Genomic DNA, 23,005 nt, shown 5'->3' on the forward strand with positions numbered 1-23,005 from the left:
GGTGGCACCGGTGCCACCGTCGTGACCGGAGATCAGCACGACGTCCGCGTGCGCCTTGGACACACCGGCGGCGACGGTGCCGACACCGACCTCGGACACCAGCTTCACGTGGATCCGGGCCTGCGGGTTGGCGTTCTTCAGGTCGTGGATCAGCTGCGCGAGATCCTCGATCGAGTAGATGTCGTGGTGCGGCGGCGGTGAGATCAGCCCGACGCCGGGCGTGGAGTGCCGGACCTCGGCCACCCACGGGTACACCTTGTGCGCCGGCAGCTGGCCGCCCTCACCGGGCTTCGCTCCCTGCGCCATCTTGATCTGGATGTCGGTGCAGTTGGTCAGGTAGTGCGACGTGACACCGAAGCGTCCCGACGCGACCTGCTTGATCGCGGACCGCCGCCAGTCGCCGTTCTCGTCCGGGGTGAAGCGGGCCGGGCTCTCGCCGCCCTCACCGGAGTTGGACCGGCCGCCGAGGCGGTTCATGGCGATGGCGAGGGTCTCGTGCGCCTCGGCGGAGATGGAGCCGTAGCTCATCGCACCCGTCGAGAAGCGCTTGACGATCTCGGTGGCGGGCTCGACCTCGTCCAGCGGGACGGGCTCGCGGACGCCCTTCTTGAACTCGAAGAGGCCGCGCAACGCTGCGAGGCGCTCGGACTGGTCGTCGACCAGCTTCGTGTACTCCTTGAACACCTCGTACTGCCCGGTGCGCGTGGAGTGCTGCAGCTTGAACACCGTGTCCGGGTTGAACAGGTGGTACTCGCCCTCACGACGCCACTGGTACTCGCCGCCCACCTCGAGCTCGCGGTGCGCGCGCTCCTCGGGACGGTCCAGGTACGCGTTGGAGTGGCGAACCGCGACGTCGGCGGCGATCTCGTCGAGACCGATGCCGCCGAGGCTGGACTGCAAGCCGGTGAAGTACTCGTCGACCAGTTCCTGCGACAGGCCGATGACCTGGAACAGCTGGGCGCCGGTGTAGGACGCCAGGGTGGAGATGCCCATCTTGGACATCACCTTGAGCACACCCTTGCCCGCGGCCTTGATGTAGTTCTGGATGGCCTTGTCGAGGCTGACGCCCTGCAGTTCGTTGTTCTGCACAGCCTCGTCGACGGTCTCGAACGCCATGTACGGGTTGACCGCTGCCGCACCGAAGCCGATGAGGAGCGCCATGTGGTGCACCTCGCGGGCGTCGCCGGCCTCGACGATGAGGCCGACCTTCGTGCGGGTCTTCTCACGCACCAGATGGTGGTGCACGGCCGACGTCAGCAGCAACGACGGGATGGGCGCGTACGTCTCGTTCGACTCACGGTCGGACAGGACGACGAGGCGTGCACCGCCGGCGATGGCCTCCGACACCTGGTAGCGGACGTCGTCGAGGGCCTTGCGCAGACCCGCTCCGCCCTCGGCCACCGGGTACAGACCGCGGACGATGACGCTGCGGAAGTTCGGGAATTCACCGTCGTCGTTGACGTGAATGAGCTTCGACAGGTCGTCGTTGTGCAGGATCGGCTGCGGCAGGAAGATCTGCCGGCAGGACTCCGCGGTGGGGTGCAGCAGATCGTGCTCGGGGCCGATGGTGCCGCCGAGGCTGGTGACGACTTCCTCGCGGATGGCGTCGAGCGGCGGGTTCGTGACCTGCGCGAACAGCTGCGAGAAGTAGTCGAACAGCATCCGCGACCGCGCGGACAGCACGGCGATCGGGGTGTCGGTACCCATGGAGCCGAGAGCCTCGGCGCCGGAGAGCGCCATCGGCTTGACGAGGAGGTTGACCTCTTCGTTGGTGTACCCGAACATCTGCTGACGCAGCACGACGCGCTCGTGCGACATGTAGGTGTACGGGCGGTCCGGCAGGTCGTCCATGTGGGTCAGACCCTGGTCGAGCCACTCCTGGTAGGGGTGCTCGGCGGCCAGTTCCGACTTGATCTCGTCGTCGCTGATGATGCGACCCTCGGCGGTGTCGACGAGGAACATGCGGCCGGGCTGCAGCCGGATCTTCTTCACGACGGTGGCGGGGTCGATCGGCAGGACGCCGACCTCGGAGGCCATGACGACGAGGCCGTCGTCGGTCACCCAGAGACGCGAAGGGCGCAGGCCGTTGCGGTCCAGGACGGCGCCGATGACGGTGCCGTCGGTGAAGCACACCGACGCCGGTCCGTCCCACGGCTCCATGAGCGACGAGTGGTACTGGTAGAACGCCCGGCGTGCGGGGTCCATGCTCTCGTGCCGCTCCCAGGCCTCCGGGATCATCATCAGCACGGCGTGCGGCAGGCTGCGGCCACCGAGGTGCAACATCTCGAGCACCTCGTCGAAGCGCGCGGTGTCGCTGGCGCCCTTCGTGCAGACCGGAAAAATCTTCTCCAACTGTTCGCGGCCACCGAAGATGTCGCTGTCGATGAGCGCCTCACGGGCACGCATCCAGTTCTCGTTGCCGGTGACGGTGTTGATCTCACCGTTGTGGGCCACGCGCCGGAACGGGTGGGCCAGCGGCCACGACGGGAAGGTGTTGGTCGAGAAGCGCGAGTGCACGAGGCCGAGGGCCGACTCGACGCGCTCGTCCTGCAGGTCCAGGTAGAAACCCTTGAGCTGCGGAGTGGTCAGCATGCCCTTGTAGACGAACGTCTGGCTCGACAGGCTCGGGAAGTACACGGTCTCGCGACCGGGGCCGTCCTTGCCTGCGCCTTCACTGCCCAGCTCGTGCTCGGTGCGCTTACGGACCACGTAGGCGCGGCGCTCGAGGTCGAGTCCGGTGAGGGCGTCGTTCTCGCTGCCGATGAAGATCTGCCGGAACGTCGGCATGGCGTCGCGGGCCAGGGCGCCGAGCGACGAGTCGTCGGTCGCGACCTCACGCCAGCCGAGGACCTTCAGGCCCTCGCTCTCGACGATCTTCTCGACGGCGTCGGCTGCGCGCTGCGCGTCGGCCTTGCTCTGCGGCAGGAACGCGATGCCGGTGGCGTACGTGCCTTCCGCGGGCAGCGGGAAGTCGACCACGGCGCGGAAGAACTTGTCCGGGACCTGGAGGAGGATGCCGGCGCCGTCACCCGTGTTGGGTTCGGAGCCCGCGGCACCACGGTGCTCGAGGTTCACCAGCGCGGTGATCGCCTTCTCGACGATGTCCCTGCTGCGGCGGCCCTTCATGTCCACGACGAACGCGACACCACAGGAATCGTGCTCGTTCGACGGGTGATACAGCCCCTGGGGGCCTGGAAGTTGCTTCATACCTAGCCTTCGTATGCCAAAAGATGCACCGACGACCAGCAGCGCTGATGGCCATCAACTTGCAATGCAGGTGCCGTCACGACGTGATCGGCACCACCGATCGGCTATCGCCCTTTTGCAGCACGCTGGGTGTGGTCCTCGCACCGGGCGACGTGGCTTTTCGGTCGGGTCGGACTTTCGTGGGTCCAACGTGTAACGAAAACGATAATTCAGAACCCCCGACGAAACACAACTTAGGTTGGCCTATTTACCCTCTGAACTGGGCATTGTCGAGGGCGGACCTCGTCCGACTGCACTGAGTACATGTTAAGTGAGAGCGCCGAGCACCGCTGTAATTCCCGCAGTCGGATCGAAATCGAGATCCGGGACGGTGAGTTGGTGAAGGATTACACCGTCCAGGTAGTCGGTGACCACCACTGCGTCGGAAGCCGGGTTCCTCGATCCCACGAGTTCCAGCATCTCCGCTCCCCATTCTACGAGTGCGCGGCGTGCAGATCCGATCTTCGCGTCCAGTCCCGGTGTCACGGAGGCCTCGACGAAGAGCGCGTAGCGGGCACTCGTGCGCACGCGGTCCGGACCAGTGGAGAATCTCACGAACGCAACCAGCGCCTCGACCAGCGCATCCGTGCCGGCCGGCCGGAGGTGCGCGAAGTTCTGCCAGTCCTCCCGGTCACGTTCGACGAGCCGTGTGACGATCCCCTCGAGCAGCGCGCCCCGGCTGCGGAAGTAGTTGGACGTGGACCCCTGGGGCATCCCGACCAGCTCGTCGACGCCCCGGTGCGTGAGGGCCCGGACCCCTTTCGTGCCGAGAAGCGTGATGGCGGCGTCGAGCACCTGCTCCCGTTTGTCTGCCATACCCCGACACTACAACGGTAGTAAATTCACTACACCCGTAGTAGCGTGATGGTCATGACGCACTCCGCAGCAGTCCTCGGCGGCGGCATCGGCGGACTCGCCGTCGCCCGCCACCTGTCCCGCGCCGGCTGGCACGTCGAGGTCTTCGAGCGTGCCGACACCCTGCCCACGTCGGGCACCGCGCTCGGCATGTGGCCCCAGGCGCTCGACGCGCTGGACGCGATCGGCGCAGGTGACCGAGTGCGCACGCTGGGATCACCCCAGCACCGCGGTTCGCTCCTGCGCCCCGACGGATCCGTGATCGGCACCATCGACAACCGCGACCGCACCGCCTACCTGCTGTCGCGGCCCGCCCTCCTGGCCACACTGGCCGAGACCCTGCCCGACGGAACGATCTCGTTCGGCACACCCGCCCCCACCCTCGACGCGCTGACGGACCACGACGTGGTGATCGGCGCGGACGGTCTGCGCAGCCCCACCCGCCGACAACTGTTCGGCGAGAAGTTCGAGCCACGGTACGTAGGAGCGACCGCCTGGCGCGGGTGGGTACCCGGACATCGCGACACCGTCAGCGAAACCTGGGACACGGACGCGCTTTTCGGCATCACCCCGCGCGACGGCGATCTCGTCAACTGGTTCGCGTGCGTCCGCACCGACGCCGGACACCCCGGCGGCCTCGACTACCTCCGCTCGCGGTTCGGGAACTGGCACGCCGACGTCCGGGCAGTACTGGATGCCGCCACCCCCGACGCGATGCTCCACCACGACCTGTACGAATCCCCTGCACTGCCGTCGTACGTGTCGGGCAACACGGCCCTGCTCGGCGACGCAGCCCACGCGATGGCGCCGAACCTCGGCCGGGGCGCCTGCGAGGCCCTCGTCGACGCCGTCGCGCTCGGCCGATTCCTCACCGCCGACACCGACATTCACACCGCGCTGCACCGTTACGACCGCACGCGGCGGCCCGCGACGCGGCGGCTCGTGCGTGGATCGCGCGCCATGTCCTCCCTCGCGATGACCGGCCGTCTCCGTCCGCTGCGCGATCTGACGGTGAAGCTGGCCGCGGGCCTGGCCTGACCGGAACGCGGGGGCGCGGGAACGCTTGCCCGTCTGGTACTTTGCCGCGGTAGGGGGACGAGAAAGAACCGGGGGCGGTCATGGGGGCGGTGGACGACGGCTGCGGCAGTGCGCCGGCAGCACGGACGTATCTCATCGGGGAAACAACACATCCACCTCGTCGGTGGAGGCATTCTGCTGTGCTCGCTTCCCTCTTTCGGTGCCTCTGAACTGCACCACTCTTGCGTTTGCTTCGTCAGCACCAGTCCGTTCGATCACCATGTCCGTTCGACTTCAGGAGTCCAAGACTTGAGAATCCGCATGCGCGCTCTGGCAGCCGCGATTTCGGTGTCCGCCGCCGCACTGCTCGGTGCCGCGACGGCACACGCCGCTCCGACCACCCCGCCGTCCACGTCGCAGCCGGGCGTCACCGACCCCCAGGCCGCGCCCACCACGTCGCAGCCCGGCGTGACGGACCCGACGACGCCGCCCACCACGTCGCAGCCGGGCGTCACCGACCCGGCGGCTGCGGCCGCGACGACGCCCGCTCCCCCGCAGGCTCCGCTGGCGGTGCCGGGTGCCGAGACGGTTGCGCCTGCTGCTCCGGACCTGGCAGCGCCCACCGCCGAGGGAGTCGTCGACGAGGCAGTGGTCGACGAGGCACCGGCCGCCCAGCCCGCGACCGTGTGGATCGACCCCGACGACATGCCGAGGGCGCACCAGGCACCCGTCGCCCCCGCCCTGCCCGTGCCGACGCCGGTGGTCGAGGTGAACGCGGCCGCCGACACACTGGTCGGCGCGGTTCCGGTGGCCGTCAACGGTCGCCAGTACGGCAACCCCGAGGGATACGTCGGCACCATCGGCTGGCGCGTCGGTGACGCCACCGGCACCGCGGGCATCGCCGTCGACCCGTCCTCGCCGACCGCGGCCACCGTCTCCGCGTTCTCGGCCGATTCCAATGCCGAGCACCCCACCAACTGGTCTGCACCCGTCGACGTCACACCCGTCGCCGCCGCGATCGCGGATGCGGCCCACCGGTACCCCGCCTTCGGGGAACTGGTCCAGACGATCGCATCCCTGCCCGCACCGCAACTGCCGCAGCTGCAGTCCACCGACAGCGGTCCGGCGACCACCACGATCGGCGGCGTGAACGTGCGCAGCCAGGCGACGCTGCACGTGTGACCGATTCCCTCGCGTGGAGCCCGCCAGGGGTCGGCTCCGCGCGAGGGAATGAGGTGTGGAGGATTCAACTGTGACAGAACCGCCGAACAGGGCACCCCTCGACCGCTTCTCACACTGGTTCCCGCCCTTCGCGTCGGCCCCGGCACCGCGGTCGACGGCTCCTGCCGCGGAAACCGAGCAGCAACCCCCCGCTCCGACGTGGCTGACCCCGGGCGACGAGCCCGATCCCACCCCACCTGTTCGCGGTAATCAGAGGCTAGTTGTCGCCGGCGCCGCCGCCGCGGTGATCGCCGTGCTCGCCGGTGTGGTCGCCGTGATCGCCTCGACGTCCGGTGATGCGAGTGGAACCCCCGTCGCCGCTGCCGATTCGGGCTGGTGCGTCGAATCCCGCGACGGCTCGACGGTGACCGGCAACGGTCCAGGCGGGACGTCCGACGGCGTCGCCGCGATCCTGGGCTTCGACCACGCGTACTACGTCGCACGGAGCGGCGCGAAGGCCCGCGAGGTGGTCGCCCCCGACGCGCCGGTGGGGTCCGCCGAGACCATCCAGGGCGGCATCGATTCGGTGCCCGAGGGCACCGAGCACTGTCTCGCCATCACCGAAACCGAACCCGGCCGCTACGCCGTGACGCTGTCGGAACTGCGACCGGACGGGTCGGCGAAGAAGTACGAGCAGGTCGTGACCACCGCGGACCGCGACGGTCGTACGTACATCACATCCATTGGAGACGCGAAGTGACCGACCAACTGCTGCAGGCACTTCCGGTGTCGACGCTCGTCCTCGGGGCGTGTGGAGGAGCCGGCGCCACCACGACGACGCTCGGGCTCGCCAACACCGCGGCAGCTCGCGGCGGCGCGGTCGTGGCCGTCGACGCGACACCCGCGGGCGGCGATGTCGCCGAACGCGGCGCCGACGCCGTGCTCTCCGTGAGCGGCCTCGAGCAACTGGTGGCCGCCGGCCCCGTCGCGGACGACGTGTTCGACGGGTACTGCTCCCGCACGAGCGTCGGGACCCGCATCCTGAACCGGATCGGGAATCAGACCGCGTCGGAACGTGAATTCCACACTCTCACAGGGTCACTACGCGCTCGCGGAGTAAGTGCCGTCCACGACCTCGGCCACCGGTTGCGTGCCGCGTACCTTGCGCCGCTGCTGGCCACTCCGTCGCCCATCGTCCTCGTCGTGCCGTGCCGGGCGGACGCGTTCAACCGTCTCCGCTCCGCGTTGCAGTCGATCGGTGACACGCTCGGCGAACCCGGGCTCGCCCGCACCGTCGTCACCGTGTCGAATCAGGACGCCACCGGCTGGCAGGTCGACATCGACCTCCTCCGCGAGTACCTGGGCGGACAGGTGTGGGGCATCGAGACCATCCCCTACGACGAACATCTGGGCATGGGGATCGTCATCGATCACAGCAAGCTGGCACCGGACACCCGGGCCGCGTACGAGCGGGTGTCCGCGGCAGCGTCGGCCATAGCCGAAGGTCGTCCGGAACGGGTCTGAGACATCGCGACCTCTACCTACATCCGCACACCTTTTGGCCAGCTTCACACGCAATTCGTTCGTTGCCAGGATGGTCGTGAGACACCGGGCAACGAACGCGGGGAAGTGGAGCCCGACATGATCGAGGCAGAGTTCGGACTAACCCCCACCGGCAGGCGCTCGTACCCGTTGGCCTACCGGATCGAGTTCCTGCGGCGCTGGGACGAGTGCATCGAACGAGGCGCCAAGGCTCGGCTGATGAGGGAGAACAACATGGACCGTGCCACGGTCCAGGCGTAGCTGAAGGCCCGCGATCGGGGAGAATTCACTGCAGCAATGGTGACCGCAGCAGAGAAGTCGAGGAGCCGTCGGATGAACAGTCGTGAACGGGCGGAGGTGGCCAAGCTCCGCGCGGAGAATGAACGACTCAAGGAGAAAGTCGTTCAGGCGGAGGCCGCGCAACAGATCTTGGGAAAAGCATTCGAGCTCTTGCAGGGGATCACCGAGCGCTCGACGGAAGACACGACGGAGATCCCGCCGGCCCTGATGAGCGCGAGCGAGTACGCGCAGTGGCTCGCGCGCAGAAAGCTGTCCTGATCGACGCTGTCACCGCCCTCCATGCAGGCCGGTATCCACGTCGCCCGGGCGAGTGCCCTGCTCGGTCTGGCCCGGTCGAGTTACAACCGGCTGGCCCATAACTACCAGCACTACCAGCCGGTCGAGCGGCCGATCCCGCACACCGATCGCTCTCAACCGGCGGCGTTGTCGGAGACCGAACGGCGGGTGATCATCGACCTGATACTTGCCGAAGAGAATTCGGATCGGTCTGTGGTGCAAACATATTGGCGTTCGTTCGATGAGGGGCTGGTGGCCTGCTCCGAGCGGACGTTCTACCGGGTCGCCCGGTCGCAGAATCTGACCGGGGATCGTCGGCGTACTCGCCGCGGCGGAAGCAACGCGCGACCGAAGCCGGTCGTGGCGACCGCGCAAGTGGGTCAGTTGTGGTCCTGGGACATCACGATGCTCCAGGGGCCGCGCAAGCAGGACCGGTACTTGCTGTATTTGGCGATCGACGTTTTCTCTCGTTACCCGGTGGCCTGGCGAATCGAGTACGCCGAGACGACACAGATGGCGGTGCAGATGTTCCTTGCCGCGTTCGAGAAGTACGGGGTGCCGCTGGTGTTGCATGCCGACAACGGGGCGTCGATGCGCTCGACCGGACTCCTCGATGCCCTGGAGTCGGCGGGGGTATCGGCGTCGTACTCGCGGCCGCGGGTCAGTGACGACAACCCGTTCTCCGAATCGCTGTTCAAAACACTCAAGTACGACTCGAGTTGCCCAGAACGGTTCGACGATATCGGTCACGCGCGGGATGGACCGGGCAGTTCTTGCACCGGTATGCGAACGAGCACCGGCACGGCGGTCTGAGTCGGCACACACCGGCTGCGGTGTTCTTCGGCACCGCCGCCGCGATCCGTCGGTACCGTCAGGACCGGCTCGACCGGATCTGGACCGAACATCCCGAACGGTTCCGTCGCCGCCCCCAAGCACCGGAACTACCCCAATTGACAGGAATCAATATCAAGCACGACCTGTCTCAGGCAGGTTGACAACTTCCGAATTGCATGCGCCTGTGACCAATCGGTGTGCAAACGCGAAGGCCTGCGACCCCTTCACGCCTCCAGCAACCCCTTCAACCTCTGCAGGTCGGCGTTGACGGCCGCTGCGTCCTGCGCGAATTCGTCGGCGGTGACGCCGTCGCGTCGCCGGATGGTGAAGACGACTTCGCTGTGGTCGCCGTCGGGGATGACGCGCACGGGGTTGTAGACGGTGTCGCCGCTGGGGAGGGTGACGTCGTGGTCGAGGACGCCGTAGTCGTTGGCGGGTGCGAAGGTCACGGCGACCTGTCCCATCGGGGAGTCGGCGAGCCAGCGGTCGCCGTCCCGGGTGATATTGGTGCTCAGGCCCGAAGCCCAGGCGGGGAGGTTGGCGGGGTCGCTCGCGTAGGCGTACACGTCGGCGGCGGTCCGAGCGATGAACACACTGACATGGGTTGATTCGGTGGTCATGACACCCAGCATCCCCGCTACACGGCACGGGTGATTGAAGAAATCGGACTCCGGTGCTCGATGTCCGAAACCTTCAATGCGGGTCCGCCTGAGATCGTTAGCGTTCTCGATATGACCGCAACATTCAGTGCCATCGAACTGGTCGTCCACGACCTGCCCACGTCGCTCGCGTTTTATCGGCGGCTCGGACTCGACATCCCCGCCGACGCCGATCAGGCACCGCACGTCGAATTCGAGTTTCCCGGTGGGGTCCGCCTGCTGTGGGACACGGTCGAGACCATCCGCTCGTTCACACCCGACTGGACCGAACCGACCGGCGGGCATCGCATCGGACTCGCCTTCGACTGCGGAACCGCCGCCGACGTCGACACGCTCTTCGACGAGTTCACGGGCGACGGCTACACCGGCCGGAAGAAGCCGTGGGATGCACCGTGGGGCCAGCGTTACGCCACCGTCGACGATCCCGACGGCAACCCCGTCGACCTGTTCGCCGCGCTCACACCGTGACCAGCTGACCGAACGTGCGGCCGGTCAACTCGTGCGCCTCGCGGATCAGGTGGGCCTGATCGGCGAACCCCGCCATGCCGGCGGCCTGAGCTGCGGGAATGGATGAATCCGCCAGCCCCAGTGCCGACTGCAACCGAAGGATCCGGGCCAGCATCTTCGGCCCGTAACCGAATTGCCGTCGGCACAGGCGGTGCAGTTGGCGCTCGCCGACACCGATCCGGTCCGCGACCTCACGGACGGACGTCTGCTGCTCCAGAAGACGCGCGATCGCGGGGATCCTGCTGTCCGGCGGCGGCCCCAGGAGCCGGCGAGATCTCGCGAACTCCTCGAGCGCCCGGCCGGGTTCGGCGTCGTCGGCGATCCTGCCGAGGAACTCCCTGGTGGCGGGGTCTGTCAGCAGTTCGGCGAGTGGCACCCGCAGATTGGTCAGCTCCTCTGCCGGCACCCCCAGGAGATCCGGCAATATTCCTGGGGAACAACGTAATCCGACGTAACGGTCGCCCTCGCGGCTGCGGGTGAGATACGGCCGGGAGTCGGGGCCGGCCACGACGACGTCGCCGTTCATCCAGATGAGGTCCATGCAGCCGTCGGGCAAGATGGCGGCCTCACCCCCGGCCGCGGTCTTCTGCCACACCACAGCGCCGGGAAACACCGACCGCCGCTCCGTGTACATGTCTCCATGCTAGGCAGCTGCTACGACACTCTGCGTGGCGTCAGATCTCCGGCTCGCCGGGATGTAGATCCGGCTCCCAGTCATAGACGACGGCGGTCCGCAGCAGAATGTCCTGCAGCGACCGGCGCCGGCCGTCGACTGCCGCCCACAACAATCCGAAGCCGAACATCACGCACAGCACCGCCCGGACGAAGGCGCGCAGCCAGCCGATCAGTTCGCCGTTGCGACTGACCACCCGCAGCCCCATCGTCACGGCACCGACGGTACGGCCGCTCACCGACCAGCATGCCGTCAGGTACAGCACCGCCACGCCGACGAACAAGGTCGCGGAGAGCACGGCGTTGGCGTCGGGAAACGAGAATTCCTGCGGTGAGAACAACAAGCGCAGGAACAGCGCGCCCACGTAGATGCCGCCCATGACGGCGAGGACGACCCCCAGATCGATGCCGCAGGCCAGCCCCCTGGTGACGATTCCGGCGGAGCGATGGGCCGGCGCGCTCATGCATCGCCCGGTTCGTGCGCGCGCCCGAACAACTTGCCCACGAATCCTGCGACGGCGTCGTCGGCCTGCATGCCCTGGGTCCGCACCCCCCGGACCGCCTCGTTGGACATCGAGTCGGTCGACTCGCGGATGATGCGCGGCAGGTCGACGCCCTCGATCACCGTGTCCGCCAGAACCACCAGGTCGACGCGTCCGATGACGGAATCCACGTCGACGCGGTCGACGATCGCGCCCACGTCCACCCGCGCGGCGACGGCGTCGATGTCGACGCGATCGAGAATCTGCGGGATGTCGATGCGGGCGGCGATGGCGTCCACGTCGACCCGGTCGATGATGCGCTGGATGTCGATGCCCTCGGCGACGACGTCCAGGTCGACGTGATCACGCACGATCGCGGTGAGGTCCACCTCCTGAAGAGCGACCTGCACGATTCTCCGGAGCACCGCGTGCAGCAACCGATCCGCGAGTTCGTCCGCGTTGCGGAGCGTCTGGGTGCCGCGTTCCTCGAGGGCGACCAGCAGCGGGTCGACGCCCGGCAGGACTCGCGCCGTGTCGACGCCGAATCCGATCACACGTTGCAACGCACCGCCGGCAGTCGCGGCTACGCCGGCCGCGAGGCGCAGCGGATCGGGGGCTTTCCTGCCGTCCATACTCGTAATCCAAGCCGGTCCACGCCGAGGATGCAGGGGTTCCCGGAATCTGATTCACCCGCGGGGTGCGCCGGGGCCGTGCACGATACGTGGGGCGGGCTGTCCGGACGCCGGCCGAGGGGCCCAGTCGGCGAGTTCGGCGATCAACTCGGCGACCCGATCCGAGCAGCGCGCGGGATCCGGTGCCGGTCCCAATCCGAGTCCCTCGACCACCAGCACGTTCCCCTGGGTGAGTCCGTGGACCCCGAGCGACCACCCGAAATGGCGGTTCCAGGCCAGAACAGCCTTCCGGCCGCGGTAGTAGGGGATCTCGCAGGACAGGGTCACGACCGCGTCGAAAGCGGGGGTGCACCACCAGTCGACCGACAGGGCGCCCACCGTCGTCGCGACGGAACCGACGTACTCACCGACGTTTGCCGAGCTGGTGGCCCGGACCTGGCTGATGCTCATACACAACCCACTCTCGACGTTCGCAGAAACCCAGCGGAAGGAGCCGGACGGCAGGTTCACACTCGAGTCATTCGTCACGGACCGCCGAGAGGACGGGTTCAGGTCCGGAAGGGCCGGAGGTTCGCGACGAGGCTTCTACTCCATCGTCGGGCTGCGACGGGGCGCCCGGTAGCCACCCTGGGGTGGGGATACACCACCCCCGCTCCGTGCGGGCAAACACAAAGGCCACGAACTCGTGGAGTTCGTGGCCTCGATGTCGCGATTCCGGAGAATCGCTTGTGGTGGGCGAAGGGGGACTTGAACCCCCACGTCCCGAAGGACACTGGCACCTGAAGCCAGCGCGTCTGCCATTCCGCCACTCGCCCGAGCGACCCGGAAACATTAACACGAGGTCGCCAGAAATTACGATTCGTACAGGTCAGGACCCGAAAAGGCCACAAAAACACCCGTCCAGGCAAAGACCGATATCATGCAATGGCGTAGACCCGTGTCGTGGCCCGAGGCAATGACAGTACCGTGGGATACACGCACGGCAGTGGCGCGACACGGACATGTCTCGTCACAGCCACCGCGCACCGAGGACAGTAAGGCCCGACAGCCAGGCACCGTGAGGAGGTTCCGATGGGGATAGTTCAACGTTTCGAGCGGAAGCTCCAGGGAGCCGTGGGTGACGCGTTCGCCCGGGTCTTCGGCGGCGGCGTGGTGCCACAGGAGGTGGAGGCCGCGCTTCAGCAGGAAGCCTCCGACCGAATCCAGCAGTTGGACGGTGGGCACCTGCTCGCGCCGAACAGCTATGTCATCGCCATCAACAATTCGGACCACGAAGAACTTGCCGCCGACAGGGACTTGACGGTCAAGGCCTTCGCCCGACACCTCGAAGACTTCATTCGCGACCAGGGCTGGCAGACGTATGGTCCCATTCATGTCGCGTTCGAACCGTCGCCTTCACTGCACACCGGGCAGTTCCGCACCCGGGGTTCGGTGGATCCGGATGCCGGCCGCCCAGGGGCGGCCACGCCGGGGCGACCCGAACCGCCAGGCGGTCCCGCACCGCGACCACAGGCACCGTTTGTACCCGTCACGTCGAATCCAGGAGCTGGCCCCATGACGCAGAACTCAGGCTACGACCCCAGCCGCGAACCAGCGGGCAACCGCAATCCCGACCCTCAGTACGCGCGCAACGGTCATGCCCATGCAGGTCAGGACCAGCGGTACCCGCAGGGCTACCAGAACGGTTACGACCGCGGCAGCTACCAGCAGGGCGGCTACGACCAGCAGCAGTACCCCGACGACCAGCGCGGCGGGTACCCCCAGGATGCGGCGTACGGCCAGGCGTACGACCAGGGCGCGCAGGCTCCCGGCTACGACCAGCCCGCGGACGCCGGCTACGACTACCAGCAGGGCGGCTACCAGCAGGGCTACGACCCGCAGGCATACGACCAGCAGGCTGCTCCGGCCCGCTACCCGGACGGTTCCTACGCCGACGCCGGCTACCAGCAGCCGCAGGGCTACGACCAGGGTTACGACCGCGGTGGCTACCAGCAGGGCGGTTACGACCAGCAGGCGTACGACCAGCAGGGCTACGCCGACTACGACCAGGGCGGTTACGGCCAGCAGGCCTACGCGACCGACGGCCACACGTTCACGGCAACGCTGCAGCTCGAGGACGGCAGCGGACGCCACTTCCAGCTGCGTGAGGGCAACAACATCATCGGCCGCGGCCAGGAGGCACAGTTCCGCCTGCCCGACACCGGTGTGTCGCGCCGCCACATCGACATTCGCTGGGACGGACAGGTCGCGATGCTGTCCGACCTCGGCTCCACCAACGGAACCACCGTCAACGGTGCCCCCGTGCAGGATTGGCAGCTGGCCGACGGAGACATCATCCGGGCAGGTCATTCGGAGATCCTGGTCCGAATCCTCTGAGGCTCCACCGAATCAGGACCCCCAGTAGGAACCGCCGATACCCGATCCCGAACTCCCTCACCGAGACACAACCGAGACGGCTTCGATACTGGACCGACACCGCGTCGGAGCCCGTGTCGGACGTAACACGGTGGGGACTCCGTATCGTTGTGGGCTGTCCGTATCCTGATCGCAGGGTGCGGGTTGCCCCTATGATGCTGCCAGAAAAAGACGCCGGAACCTCGAACGTTCCGGCCACAGAAGGAGGTGGACTGCCGTGCAAGGTTTGATTCTGCAACTCACACGAGCAGGGTTCCTGCTCCTGCTGTGGCTGTTCGTCTGGACCGTTCTGCGGGCGTTGCGCGGCGACATCTACGCCGGCTCCGGCGTCCGTGTGCCGCCCCGATATTCGCGCAGCGGCAATGTGCTGCCATCGCTGGGGAAGACCAAGACGGCCAAGTATCTGGTGGTGACGCAGGGCGGCCTCGCCGGCACGCGCATCACCCTCGGCACCCAGCCCGTCCTCATCGGCCGGGCCGACGACTCCACCCTCGTTCTCACCGATGACTACGCCTCCACCCGCCACGCTCGGCTCTCCCCGCGAGGCGCCGACTGGTACGTCGAAGACCTCGGCTCGACCAACGGCACGTATCTGGATCGCGCCAAGGTCACCACATCTGTCCGCGTGCCGCTCGGTACCCCCGTACGGGTCGGCAAAACGGTAATCGAGTTGCGCCCGTGACCCTCGTACTCCGCTATGCCGCCCGCAGCGACCGTGGCCTTGTCCGTTCCAACAACGAAGATTCCGTGTACGCCGGGGCCCGCCTGCTGGCGCTCGCGGACGGCATGGGCGGGCACGCGGCCGGTGAGGTCGCGTCGCAGTTGATGATCGCGGCCCTCGCGCATCTCGACGACGACGAGCCCGGCGAAGACCTTCTCGGCAAGCTCGAGGCCGCCACCCGGGAGGGCAACGACTCCATCGCCGACCACGTCGAGGAGGACCCCGAACTCGACGGCATGGGCACCACCCTCACCGCAATCCTGTTCTCCGGCAACAAGCTCGGGCTGGTCCACATCGGTGACTCCCGCGCCTACCTGCTCCGCGACGATTCGCTCGCGCAGATCACCCGGGACGACACGTTCGTGCAGTCCCTCGTCGACGAGGGACGGATCACCGCCGAGCAGGCTCATACCCACCCGCAGCGGTCGCTCATCATGCGTGCCCTCACCGGCAACGAGATCGAGCCGACGCTGACGGTCCGCGAGGCGCGCGCAGGCGACCGTTACCTGCTGTGCTCCGACGGACTGTCGGACGTGGTCAGCGACGAGACGATCGAGAACACGATGCGGGAGGGCTCGCAGGACGAGTGCGCCGACCGGCTCATCGAACTCGCCCTGCGCAGCGGCGGCCCGGACAACGTGACGGTCGTCGTCGCGGATGTCATCGACCTCGACTACGGGCAGAGCCACCCCATCGTCGCCGGTGCCGCCTCCGCCGACGACGAAGAGGACACACCGCCGCCCAACACGGCCGCCGGGCGTGCCGCCGCGATGCGTCCGCCGCGGGCCACCCCGAAGCGAGTCGTCCCGCAGGTCGAGGAACCGCCGACGAAGAAGAAGCGTCACCGCATGTGGTGGGCTGCACTCGCGCTCGGTCTGATCGTCGTGGTCGCCGTCGCTGCCTTCGTGGGGCGGGCTCTGGTCCGCGACAACTACTACGTCGGCGCCGACGGCGAACGCGTCACGGTGCTGCGCGGAGTTCCCGGCTCGGTGCTGGGTTACTCGCTGCAGGAAGCGAATCTCGTCGGCTGTGTCAGCGATGCCGGCGAGCTGACGTTGATGTCGCCGACCGAATCACCGAAGGGGTGCACCATCCTCGAGGTCGACGACCTCCAGCCGTCCGCCCGCGAGCAGGTGCGTGCCGGGCTGCCCTCGGGCAAGCTCGACGACGTCCGCAACCAGATGACGCGGCTTGCCCAGAACGATCTGCTTCCGGTCTGCGAGTCGGAGTCGTCCACCACCACCACGACGACCACTCCGGCACCGACGCCGGCTCCCGTCCCGGAGACCACGCCGCCGCCCGCGCCTGCACCTGTTCCCCCGGCCGAGGTACCGCCCGCTCCGGGGCCGACCACACCCCCGACTCCGACCGCCACCCCGGCGCCGACCGTGACCCAGATCCCCGGTCAGAACTGCAGGACGGCTAGCTGATGTCGGTCGCAAGTGCATCACCGGGGGCGCAGTTTCCCAGTCCCCCCGGCGGGTTCGCGCCAGCCCCCGTCCAGTCGACGCGTCGGGGCACCGAGCTGATCCTGATCGGTTTCGCGATCCTGATCACGACGATCTCGCTGGTGCTGGTCGAGGCCAGCCAGGAACAGAGCATCACCTGGGACCTCGCCAAGTACGCCGCCGCCTATTCGGCGCTGTTCCTGATCGCGCATCTCGCGGTGCGCCGGTTCGCGCCGTACGCCGACCCGCTGATCCTGCCGATCGTCGCGCTGCTCAACGGCCTCGGACTGGTGCTGATCCACCGACTCGACCTCGCCGACGCACAGTCCGCCGCCTACTTCGGGTTGCCCGTGCCGTCGCCGGACGCCAACCAGCAGGTGCTGTGGACGACGCTGGCGATCGCCGGTTTCGTGGCCGTGCTGGTGCTGCTCAAGGACTACCGCCTCCTGGCCCGCTACAGCTACACGCTGGGCCTGGCCGGACTGGTGTTCCTCGCCATTCCGGCGATCCTGCCGTCCAGCTTCTCCGAGGTGAACGGTGCGAAGATCTGGATCCGCCTCCCCGGCTTCAGCATTCAGCCCGGCGAGTTCGCGAAGATCCTCCTGATCATCTTCTTCGCGTCGGTGCTGGTCGCGAAGCGCGACCTGTTCACCACCGCAGGCAAGCACGTGTTCGGCATCGACCTCCCCCGCGCCCGCGACCTCGGACCCATCCTCCTCGCGTGGATGGTGTCGGTGGGCGTGCTCGTACTGGAGAAGGACCTCGGCACGTCGCTGCTGCTGTTCAGCACCGTGCTCGTGATGCTGTACATCGCCACCGAGCGCGTCGGATGGCTGCTCATCGGCGCCGGACTGCTCGGAATCGGCTTCTTCTTCGCCTACCAGCTGTTCGGCCACGTCCGGGTCCGCGTCAGCACCTGGCTCGACCCGCTGGCCGACTACAACAACACCGGCTACCAGATCTCGCAATCGCTGTTCGGGCTCGCCACGGGCGGCGTCGCCGGAACGGGGCTCGGCAGCGGACGACCCGCCCAGGTCCCGTTCGCGAAGACCGACTTCATCGTCGCCACGATCGGTGAGGAGCTCGGTCTCATCGGTCTCGCCGCCGTCCTGATGCTGTTCCTGATCCTGGTCATCCGCGGTCTGCGCACCGCGCTGGCCGTCCGGGACAGTTTCGGCAAGCTGCTCGCGGCCGGTCTGTCGTTCACGATCGCGGTGCAGGTGTTCGTGGTGGTCGGCGGAGTCACCAAGCTGATCCCGCTCACCGGCCTGACAACGCCGTTCATGTCGTACGGTGGGTCGTCGCTGCTCGCCAACTATCTCCTCCTCGCGATCCTGATCAAGATCTCCGACGCCGCCCGTGAGCCGGCCGTCCCGAAGAAGAAGGGCCCCGCACCCATCGCCGACGCCCCGACCGAGATGGTGCCGCGCTCATGAACACACCTCTGCGTCGCGTCGCGATCGCCGTCATGGTGATGGTGGTCGCCCTCCTCGCCAACGCCACCTACGTCCAGGTCATCAAGGCGGACAACCTGCGGGCCGATCCGCGGAACTCGCGCGTGCTGCTCGACGAGTACTCGCGCCAGCGCGGCCAGATCTCGGCGGCCGGCCAGGTGCTCGCGGCGTCCGTCCCGACCGACGACCGCTACAAGTACCTGCGCACCTACCCGCCCAACCCGGCGGCACCGTCCAGCCCGCTGGCCAACGCACCGGTCACCGGGTTCTACTCGATGCAGTACGGCAGCACCGGTCTCGAGCGGACCGAGGACCCGGTCCTCAACGGTTCCGACAACCGGCTGTTCGGACGACGCTTCTTCGACCTCGTGTCCGGGCGCGACCCCCGCGGCGGCAACGTGGTGACCACCATCAACCCGGTCATGCAGCAGGTGGCGTACGACGAGCTGACGGCGAAGGGCTACACCGGTTCGGTCGTGGCGATCGAGCCGAGCACCGGACGCATCCTCACGATGGTCAGCACCCCCAGCTACGACCCCAACTCGCTCGCCAGCCACGACGGCACCGAAACCACCCAGGCGTGGGAAGCCCTGAACGCCGACCCGGAGAAGCCGCTGATCAACCGTGCGGTGTCGCAGACGTACCCGCCCGGTTCCACGTTCAAGGTGGTGGTGACCGCCGCCGCGCTCGCCGCCGGAACCACCCCCGACACCCAGCTCACCGCGGCCCCGCAGATCACCCTTCCCGGCACGTCGACGACGCTCGAGAACTACAACGGCTCCACGTGTGGCGGCGCACCCACCGCGTCGTTGCGTGAGGCGTTCGCGCGGTCCTGCAACACGGCGTTCGTCGAACTCGGTGTGAAGACCGGCACCGACGCCGTCAGCGACGAGTCCAGCGCGCTCGGCATCGGTGGGCAGATGCCCGGCGTCCCGTTCCCCGTCGCGGACAGCACGATCGGATCGATCCCCGACGACGCCGCACTCGGCCAGAGCAGCATCGGCCAGCGGGACGTCGCACTCACTCCGCTGCAGAACGCGATGATCGCGGCTACCGTCGCCAACGGTGGCATGCGGATGCAACCGCAGCTGGTGTCCGAACTGCAGGGGCCGGATCTCTCCAACCTCGCGACCACCAACCCGGTGTCCGAAGGCCAGGCGATGTCGTCCCAGGTGGCGGCCACCCTGACCGACCTGATGATCGGTTCCGAGAACAACACCAGCGGCGAAGGCAAGATCCCGGGCGTCCAGATCGCGTCCAAGACGGGCACCGCCGAGCACGGGACCGACCCTCGGAACACCCCGCCCCACGCCTGGTACATCGGATTCGCACCCGCCCAGAACCCGACCGTGGCCATCGCGGTCATCGTCGAGGACGGCGGAGATCGTGCACTGGCCGCAACCGGCGGCTCGGTGGCTGCACCTATCGGCCGTGCCGTCATCGCAGCCGGACTACAAGGGGGCTGATTGTGGCACTGAACAACGGCGCGCTGATCGCCAATCGATACCGTCTGATCCGGCTCATCGCCACGGGCGGAATGGGACAGGTCTGGGAAGCGACGGACAACCGGCTCAACCGTCGTGTCGCGGTGAAGGTGCTGAAGTCCGAGTTCTCGTCCGACCCGGAGTTCGTCGAACGATTCCGCTTCGAGGCGCGCACCACCGCGCAGCTGAACCATTCCGGCATCGCCGGAATCTACGACTACGGCGAGGTCCGCGACGCCACCGGCGATTCCACCGCCTACCTGGTGATGGAACTCGTCAACGGTGAGCCGCTCAACGCCGTCCTGGCACGGGTGGGCCGCCTCGCGGTGCCGCACGCACTGGACATGCTCGAGCAGACCGGCCGGGCGCTGCAGGTGGCGCACGATGCCGGAGTCGTGCACCGCGACGTGAAACCGGGCAACATCCTGATCACCCCCACCGGCCAGGTGAAGATCACCGACTTCGGCATCGCGAAGGCCGTGGAGAACTCGCCGGTCACGCGCACCGGCATGGTGATGGGCACCGCGCAGTACATCGCCCCCGAGCAGGCGCTCGGGCAGGACGCGACCGCGGCGAGCGACGTGTACTCTCTCGGCATCGTCGGCTACGAGGCGCTGTCGGGACGTCGCCCGTTCGTCGGCGACGGCGCGATCACCGTCGCGATGAAGCACGTGCAGGAGGCACCGGCACCGTTGCCGAGCGACCTGCCGCCGAACATCCGCGAACTCATCGACATCACGATCACGAAGGATCCGAGCACCCGCTACGCCAGTGGCGGAGAGTTCGCCGACGCGGTCGCGGCGGTCCGGGCAGGCAGGCGTCCCCCGCCGCCCGGCATGTCGGGTACCGGGTCGGGGCGGGTGCTGCCCCCGCCGATGACCGGTGCAACCCAGATGATGCCGCCCTCGCAGACCGCGTACGCGGGACCGGTCACGGGGCAGGTGCCACCGGACGACTCGAACGGTAACGGCAAGAAGGGCGGGCTGACCAGCGGCCAGAAGGCCGTGGCCTGGGGTGCGGGTGGTCTGCTCGTGCTGGCGGCGATCATCGCGCTCGCGCTCGTCCTGTTCGACGGTGGTGACACGAAGGAACCGACGTCGCCGGCGATTACATCCTCGCTGAGGACGATCACGACGACACCGCGGCCGACGACCACCACCACGACCGAGGAACCGACGACCACCACCGAGCCGCCGTACACGACGACCACCACCCAGCCGTACACGACGACCACCACCCAGCCGCCGACCACGACGACGACAGAGCCGACGACGACTACCACCACCACGACCACCACTGCACCCACGACGACGACCACGACGACCACGTCGGAGGAGTCAACTACTCCGACCCCACAAGGACTGCCATGACGACACCGCGCAACCTCTCCTCACGCTACGAGCTGGGTGAGATTCTCGGCTTCGGTGGCATGTCCGAGGTCCACCTCGCCCGCGACGTCCGGCTCAGCCGTGACGTCGCGATCAAGGTCCTGCGCGCCGACCTCGCCCGCGACCCCACGTTCTACCTCCGGTTCCGCCGCGAGGCGCAGAACGCCGCGGCGCTGAATCATCCGGCGATCGTGGCCGTCTACGACACCGGCGAGGCGGAAACCGACGCGGGACCGCTGCCGTACATCGTGATGGAGTACGTCGACGGCGACACGTTGCGGGACATCGTGCGCAGCGAGGGCCCGATGGCGCCCCGCCGCGCGATGGAGGTCATCTCCGACGTGTGCGCGGCGCTCGACTTCAGCCACCGCAACGGCATCGTCCACCGCGACGTGAAGCCCGCCAACGTGATGATCAACCGTGCCGGCGCGGTGAAGGTGATGGACTTCGGCATCGCGCGAGCGATCTCCGACGCGTCCAGCCCCATGACGCAGACCGCTGCCGTCATCGGCACCGCCCAGTACCTGTCGCCCGAGCAGGCCCGCGGCGAGCAGGTCGACGCCCGCTCGGACGTGTACTCGCTCGGGTGCGTGCTGTTCGAGATCCTCACCGGAGAACCCCCGTTCAAGGGTGACTCCCCGGTCGCGGTCGCGTACCAGCACGTGCGGGAGGACCCGCAGACACCGTCCGTGGTCAACCCGGACATTCCGCGTGAGCTCGACTCGGTGATCCTCAAGGCGATGAGCAAGAACCCCGCCAACCGCTACCAGACCGCCGCGGACATGCGCAGCGACCTGGTCCGGGTGCTCGGCGGGCAACGCCCCAGCGCGCCGATGGTGATGAGCGACGAGGACCGCACCACGATCCTCGGTGCCGTCGACTCCGGCGCGGGGAACTACCGGCGTCCGCAGTCACCCACCCCGGCCACCGCGTCGAAGACGGACGGCGGCGAGCCCGACAAGAAGAAGAACCCGATGCGGGTGGCGTTGATGGCGCTGGGCGCCCTCATCGTCGTCGGCATCGTCGGCGCGTTCCTCTGGTCCGTGGGACCGGGTTCGAAGGCCGATCAGGTGACCATGCCGGACGTCACGAACCAGGCCGCGGACGACGCCGAGACGACACTGCAGAACCTCGGTTTCCGCGTCGCCCGGCAGCAGAAACCGGACGCCGTCGTGGCGACCGGCAACGTCATCACCACCCGGCCCGTCGGCGGGGTGCAGGTGGACGAGGGCAGCACGATCACCCTCGAGGTGTCGTCGGGCCCCGAACAGGTGAAGGTCCCGCGGCTCGCCGGCCTCACCCAGCAGGAAGCGCAGCAAGAGCTGAACGCGGTGGGTCTGCGACTCGACACCGCCGTCGCCCGCGCACCGTCGGACGTGTCCGACATCGACAAGGTGATCGAGCAGAACCCGTCCTCGGGGGCGAGCATCTCCCTCGATTCCGAGGTCGCCGTCACGCTGGGCACCGGGCCGGAGCAGATCCGCATTCCCGACGTGACCGGCCAGAAGGTCGAGGTCGCGCAGGCGAACATCGAGGGCGCCGGCTTCAAGGTGCAGATCCAGAATATCGATTCCGGTGTGCCGAAGGGACAGGTCGTCTCCACCGACCCCGTCGGCGGCTCCACCGCCGCCAAGGGCGACACGATCCAGATCCGGGTGTCGAACGGCAACAACATCGAGATGCCGGACCTGACGGGCAAGACGGTGTCGCAGGCGCTCGCCGAGCTGCGCAGCGCCGGCTGGAGCGGGTCGTCGAGTTCGATCAATCAGACGCAGACGTCCACCCTGGACCCAGAGATGGTCGGCAAGATCATCAGCCAGGAACAGCCGCCGGGATCGGAGATCACCAAGAACGGTGTCGTCTCGGTCGGTGTCGGCGCGCTGGGCATCCCGCGGTAGGCGGCTCCGCCGCC

At 67.8% G+C, this 23,005-nt stretch carries 22 protein-coding genes and 1 tRNA gene; 15 read left to right on the top strand and 8 right to left on the bottom strand.

Annotated features, from left to right (window positions below):
- Nucleotides 1-3,207 (bottom strand): glutamate synthase large subunit (gltB, locus tag AZG88_RS46135; protein WP_061701394.1); only part of this gene is annotated, 3,207 nt, incomplete at its 3' end.
- A 306-nt stretch (nucleotides 3,208-3,513) separates the two neighbouring features.
- Nucleotides 3,514-4,062 (bottom strand): TetR/AcrR family transcriptional regulator, encoded by a 549-nt coding sequence (locus AZG88_RS46140; protein ID WP_005249058.1) that lies wholly within the window; start codon nucleotides 4,060-4,062, stop codon nucleotides 3,514-3,516.
- Between the two features lie 54 nt (nucleotides 4,063-4,116).
- Here AZG88_RS46140 and AZG88_RS46145 point away from each other — a divergent pair, with 54 nt between their 5' ends.
- The 7 genes from AZG88_RS46145 (at nucleotide 4,117) to AZG88_RS46170 (ending at nucleotide 9,210) form a co-directional block, all read left to right on the top strand.
- Complete coding sequence (locus AZG88_RS46145) at nucleotides 4,117-5,139, top strand: FAD-dependent oxidoreductase (protein WP_061701404.1); 1,023 nt, start codon at nucleotides 4,117-4,119, stop codon at nucleotides 5,137-5,139.
- Nucleotides 5,140-5,439: 300 nt separating this feature from the next.
- On the top strand, nucleotides 5,440-6,300 hold the full coding sequence (locus AZG88_RS46150; protein ID WP_061701395.1) for a hypothetical protein: 861 nt from the start codon (nucleotides 5,440-5,442) through the stop codon (nucleotides 6,298-6,300).
- A gap of 70 nt (nucleotides 6,301-6,370) precedes the next feature.
- The gene (locus tag AZG88_RS46155; protein ID WP_025431553.1) at nucleotides 6,371-7,039 is read left to right on the top strand and encodes a hypothetical protein; all 669 of its coding nucleotides are present in this window, start codon (nucleotides 6,371-6,373) and stop codon (nucleotides 7,037-7,039) included.
- Nucleotides 7,036-7,803, top strand: a complete 768-nt coding sequence (locus tag AZG88_RS46160; RefSeq protein ID WP_005249062.1) for a hypothetical protein — start codon at nucleotides 7,036-7,038, stop codon at nucleotides 7,801-7,803. The genes AZG88_RS46155 and AZG88_RS46160 overlap by 4 nt, the downstream gene beginning before the upstream one ends.
- 117 nt (nucleotides 7,804-7,920) lie before the next feature.
- On the top strand, nucleotides 7,921-8,082 hold the full coding sequence (locus AZG88_RS52355; protein ID WP_156517773.1) for a hypothetical protein: 162 nt from the start codon (nucleotides 7,921-7,923) through the stop codon (nucleotides 8,080-8,082).
- 72 nt (nucleotides 8,083-8,154) lie between these two features.
- Nucleotides 8,155-8,379 (top strand): hypothetical protein, encoded by a 225-nt coding sequence (locus tag AZG88_RS46165; RefSeq protein WP_231914441.1) that lies wholly within the window; start codon nucleotides 8,155-8,157, stop codon nucleotides 8,377-8,379.
- Nucleotides 8,380-8,400: 21 nt separating this feature from the next.
- Nucleotides 8,401-9,210, top strand: a complete 810-nt coding sequence (locus tag AZG88_RS46170) for a DDE-type integrase/transposase/recombinase (protein ID WP_231914442.1) — start codon at nucleotides 8,401-8,403, stop codon at nucleotides 9,208-9,210.
- 245 nt (nucleotides 9,211-9,455) lie between these two features.
- Here the strand turns inward: AZG88_RS46170 and AZG88_RS46175 are convergent, their stop codons facing one another.
- Nucleotides 9,456-9,851 (bottom strand): SRPBCC family protein, encoded by a 396-nt coding sequence (locus AZG88_RS46175; protein ID WP_037182051.1) that lies wholly within the window; start codon nucleotides 9,849-9,851, stop codon nucleotides 9,456-9,458.
- A 111-nt stretch (nucleotides 9,852-9,962) separates the two neighbouring features.
- On the opposite strand from AZG88_RS46175, the gene AZG88_RS46180 reads away from it, so the two are divergent.
- A complete protein-coding gene (locus AZG88_RS46180) occupies nucleotides 9,963-10,358 on the top strand; it encodes a VOC family protein (protein WP_179443259.1) in 396 nt (131 codons plus the stop codon).
- Here the strand turns inward: AZG88_RS46180 and AZG88_RS46185 are convergent.
- The 5 genes from AZG88_RS46185 to AZG88_RS46210 all read right to left on the bottom strand — a co-directional run bounded on the left by AZG88_RS46185 (nucleotide 10,348) and on the right by AZG88_RS46210 (nucleotide 12,998).
- A complete protein-coding gene (locus AZG88_RS46185; RefSeq protein WP_061701397.1) occupies nucleotides 10,348-11,031 on the bottom strand; it encodes a helix-turn-helix domain-containing protein in 684 nt (227 codons plus the stop codon). The two genes, AZG88_RS46180 and AZG88_RS46185, sit on opposite strands and share 11 nt — an antisense overlap.
- Before the next feature lie 40 nt (nucleotides 11,032-11,071).
- Entirely contained in the window at nucleotides 11,072-11,533 is a 462-nt protein-coding gene (locus AZG88_RS46190; RefSeq protein ID WP_005249069.1) for an RDD family protein, read from the bottom strand.
- Nucleotides 11,530-12,183 carry a hypothetical protein gene (locus AZG88_RS46195; RefSeq protein ID WP_005249070.1) on the bottom strand — a complete coding sequence of 218 codons (654 nt, stop codon included), beginning with the start codon at nucleotides 12,181-12,183 and terminating at the stop codon, nucleotides 11,530-11,532. The genes AZG88_RS46190 and AZG88_RS46195 overlap by 4 nt, the downstream gene beginning before the upstream one ends.
- A 54-nt stretch (nucleotides 12,184-12,237) precedes the next feature.
- Nucleotides 12,238-12,633 (bottom strand): DUF6292 family protein, encoded by a 396-nt coding sequence (locus AZG88_RS46200; RefSeq protein WP_005249071.1) that lies wholly within the window; start codon nucleotides 12,631-12,633, stop codon nucleotides 12,238-12,240.
- Between the two features lie 279 nt (nucleotides 12,634-12,912).
- Nucleotides 12,913-12,998 (bottom strand) — tRNA-Leu (locus tag AZG88_RS46210).
- A 256-nt stretch (nucleotides 12,999-13,254) separates the two neighbouring features.
- On the opposite strand from AZG88_RS46210, the gene AZG88_RS46215 reads away from it, so the two are divergent.
- From AZG88_RS46215 to pknB, 7 genes are all read left to right on the top strand, one after another.
- Nucleotides 13,255-14,559: a DUF3662 and FHA domain-containing protein gene (locus AZG88_RS46215; RefSeq protein WP_005263441.1), complete on the top strand. Its 1,305-nt coding sequence runs from the start codon at nucleotides 13,255-13,257 to the stop codon at nucleotides 14,557-14,559.
- 256 nt (nucleotides 14,560-14,815) lie between these two features.
- The gene (locus AZG88_RS46220; RefSeq protein ID WP_005249074.1) at nucleotides 14,816-15,280 is read left to right on the top strand and encodes an FHA domain-containing protein FhaB/FipA; all 465 of its coding nucleotides are present in this window, start codon (nucleotides 14,816-14,818) and stop codon (nucleotides 15,278-15,280) included.
- The gene (locus AZG88_RS46225; protein WP_061701399.1) at nucleotides 15,277-16,749 is read left to right on the top strand and encodes a PP2C family protein-serine/threonine phosphatase; all 1,473 of its coding nucleotides are present in this window, start codon (nucleotides 15,277-15,279) and stop codon (nucleotides 16,747-16,749) included. The genes AZG88_RS46220 and AZG88_RS46225 overlap by 4 nt, the downstream gene beginning before the upstream one ends.
- The gene (locus AZG88_RS46230) at nucleotides 16,749-18,203 is read left to right on the top strand and encodes an FtsW/RodA/SpoVE family cell cycle protein (protein ID WP_005249076.1); all 1,455 of its coding nucleotides are present in this window, start codon (nucleotides 16,749-16,751) and stop codon (nucleotides 18,201-18,203) included. The genes AZG88_RS46225 and AZG88_RS46230 overlap by 1 nt, the downstream gene beginning before the upstream one ends.
- Entirely contained in the window at nucleotides 18,200-19,687 is a 1,488-nt protein-coding gene (locus tag AZG88_RS46235; RefSeq protein ID WP_061044806.1) for a penicillin-binding transpeptidase domain-containing protein, read from the top strand. Before AZG88_RS46230 ends, AZG88_RS46235 begins: the two co-directional genes overlap by 4 nt.
- 2 nt (nucleotides 19,688-19,689) lie before the next feature.
- Complete coding sequence (locus tag AZG88_RS46240) at nucleotides 19,690-21,075, top strand: protein kinase domain-containing protein (protein WP_025431551.1); 1,386 nt, start codon at nucleotides 19,690-19,692, stop codon at nucleotides 21,073-21,075.
- Nucleotides 21,072-22,991, top strand: a complete 1,920-nt coding sequence (gene pknB, locus AZG88_RS46245) for a Stk1 family PASTA domain-containing Ser/Thr kinase (RefSeq protein ID WP_005249079.1) — start codon at nucleotides 21,072-21,074, stop codon at nucleotides 22,989-22,991. Before AZG88_RS46240 ends, pknB begins: the two co-directional genes overlap by 4 nt.
- Nucleotides 22,992-23,005 lie beyond the last annotated feature (14 nt).

The sequence above is a fragment of the Rhodococcus sp. LB1 genome (assembly GCF_001583455.1).
GTDB lineage: Bacteria > Actinomycetota > Actinomycetes > Mycobacteriales > Mycobacteriaceae > Rhodococcus_F > Rhodococcus_F opacus.

Coding starts and splice junctions, on each gene's coding strand:
- AZG88_RS46140 (WP_005249058.1), bottom strand. CDS start 4,062: ATGGCAGACAAACGGGAGCAGGTGCTCGACGCCGCCATCACGCTTCTC.
- AZG88_RS46150 (WP_061701395.1), top strand. CDS start 5,440: ATGCGCGCTCTGGCAGCCGCGATTTCGGTGTCCGCCGCCGCACTGCTC.
- AZG88_RS46235 (WP_061044806.1), top strand. CDS start 18,200: ATGAACACACCTCTGCGTCGCGTCGCGATCGCCGTCATGGTGATGGTG.
- AZG88_RS46190 (WP_005249069.1), bottom strand. CDS start 11,533: ATGAGCGCGCCGGCCCATCGCTCCGCCGGAATCGTCACCAGGGGGCTG.
- AZG88_RS46185 (WP_061701397.1), bottom strand. CDS start 11,031: ATGTACACGGAGCGGCGGTCGGTGTTTCCCGGCGCTGTGGTGTGGCAG.
- AZG88_RS46165 (WP_231914441.1), top strand. CDS start 8,155: ATGAACAGTCGTGAACGGGCGGAGGTGGCCAAGCTCCGCGCGGAGAAT.
- AZG88_RS46145 (WP_061701404.1), top strand. CDS start 4,117: ATGACGCACTCCGCAGCAGTCCTCGGCGGCGGCATCGGCGGACTCGCC.
- AZG88_RS46200 (WP_005249071.1), bottom strand. CDS start 12,633: ATGAGCATCAGCCAGGTCCGGGCCACCAGCTCGGCAAACGTCGGTGAG.
- pknB (WP_005249079.1), top strand. CDS start 21,072: ATGACGACACCGCGCAACCTCTCCTCACGCTACGAGCTGGGTGAGATT.
- AZG88_RS46175 (WP_037182051.1), bottom strand. CDS start 9,851: ATGACCACCGAATCAACCCATGTCAGTGTGTTCATCGCTCGGACCGCC.
- AZG88_RS46195 (WP_005249070.1), bottom strand. CDS start 12,183: ATGGACGGCAGGAAAGCCCCCGATCCGCTGCGCCTCGCGGCCGGCGTA.
- AZG88_RS46230 (WP_005249076.1), top strand. CDS start 16,749: ATGTCGGTCGCAAGTGCATCACCGGGGGCGCAGTTTCCCAGTCCCCCC.
- AZG88_RS46170 (WP_231914442.1), top strand. CDS start 8,401: ATGCAGGCCGGTATCCACGTCGCCCGGGCGAGTGCCCTGCTCGGTCTG.
- AZG88_RS52355 (WP_156517773.1), top strand. CDS start 7,921: ATGATCGAGGCAGAGTTCGGACTAACCCCCACCGGCAGGCGCTCGTAC.
- AZG88_RS46215 (WP_005263441.1), top strand. CDS start 13,255: ATGGGGATAGTTCAACGTTTCGAGCGGAAGCTCCAGGGAGCCGTGGGT.
- AZG88_RS46180 (WP_179443259.1), top strand. CDS start 9,963: ATGACCGCAACATTCAGTGCCATCGAACTGGTCGTCCACGACCTGCCC.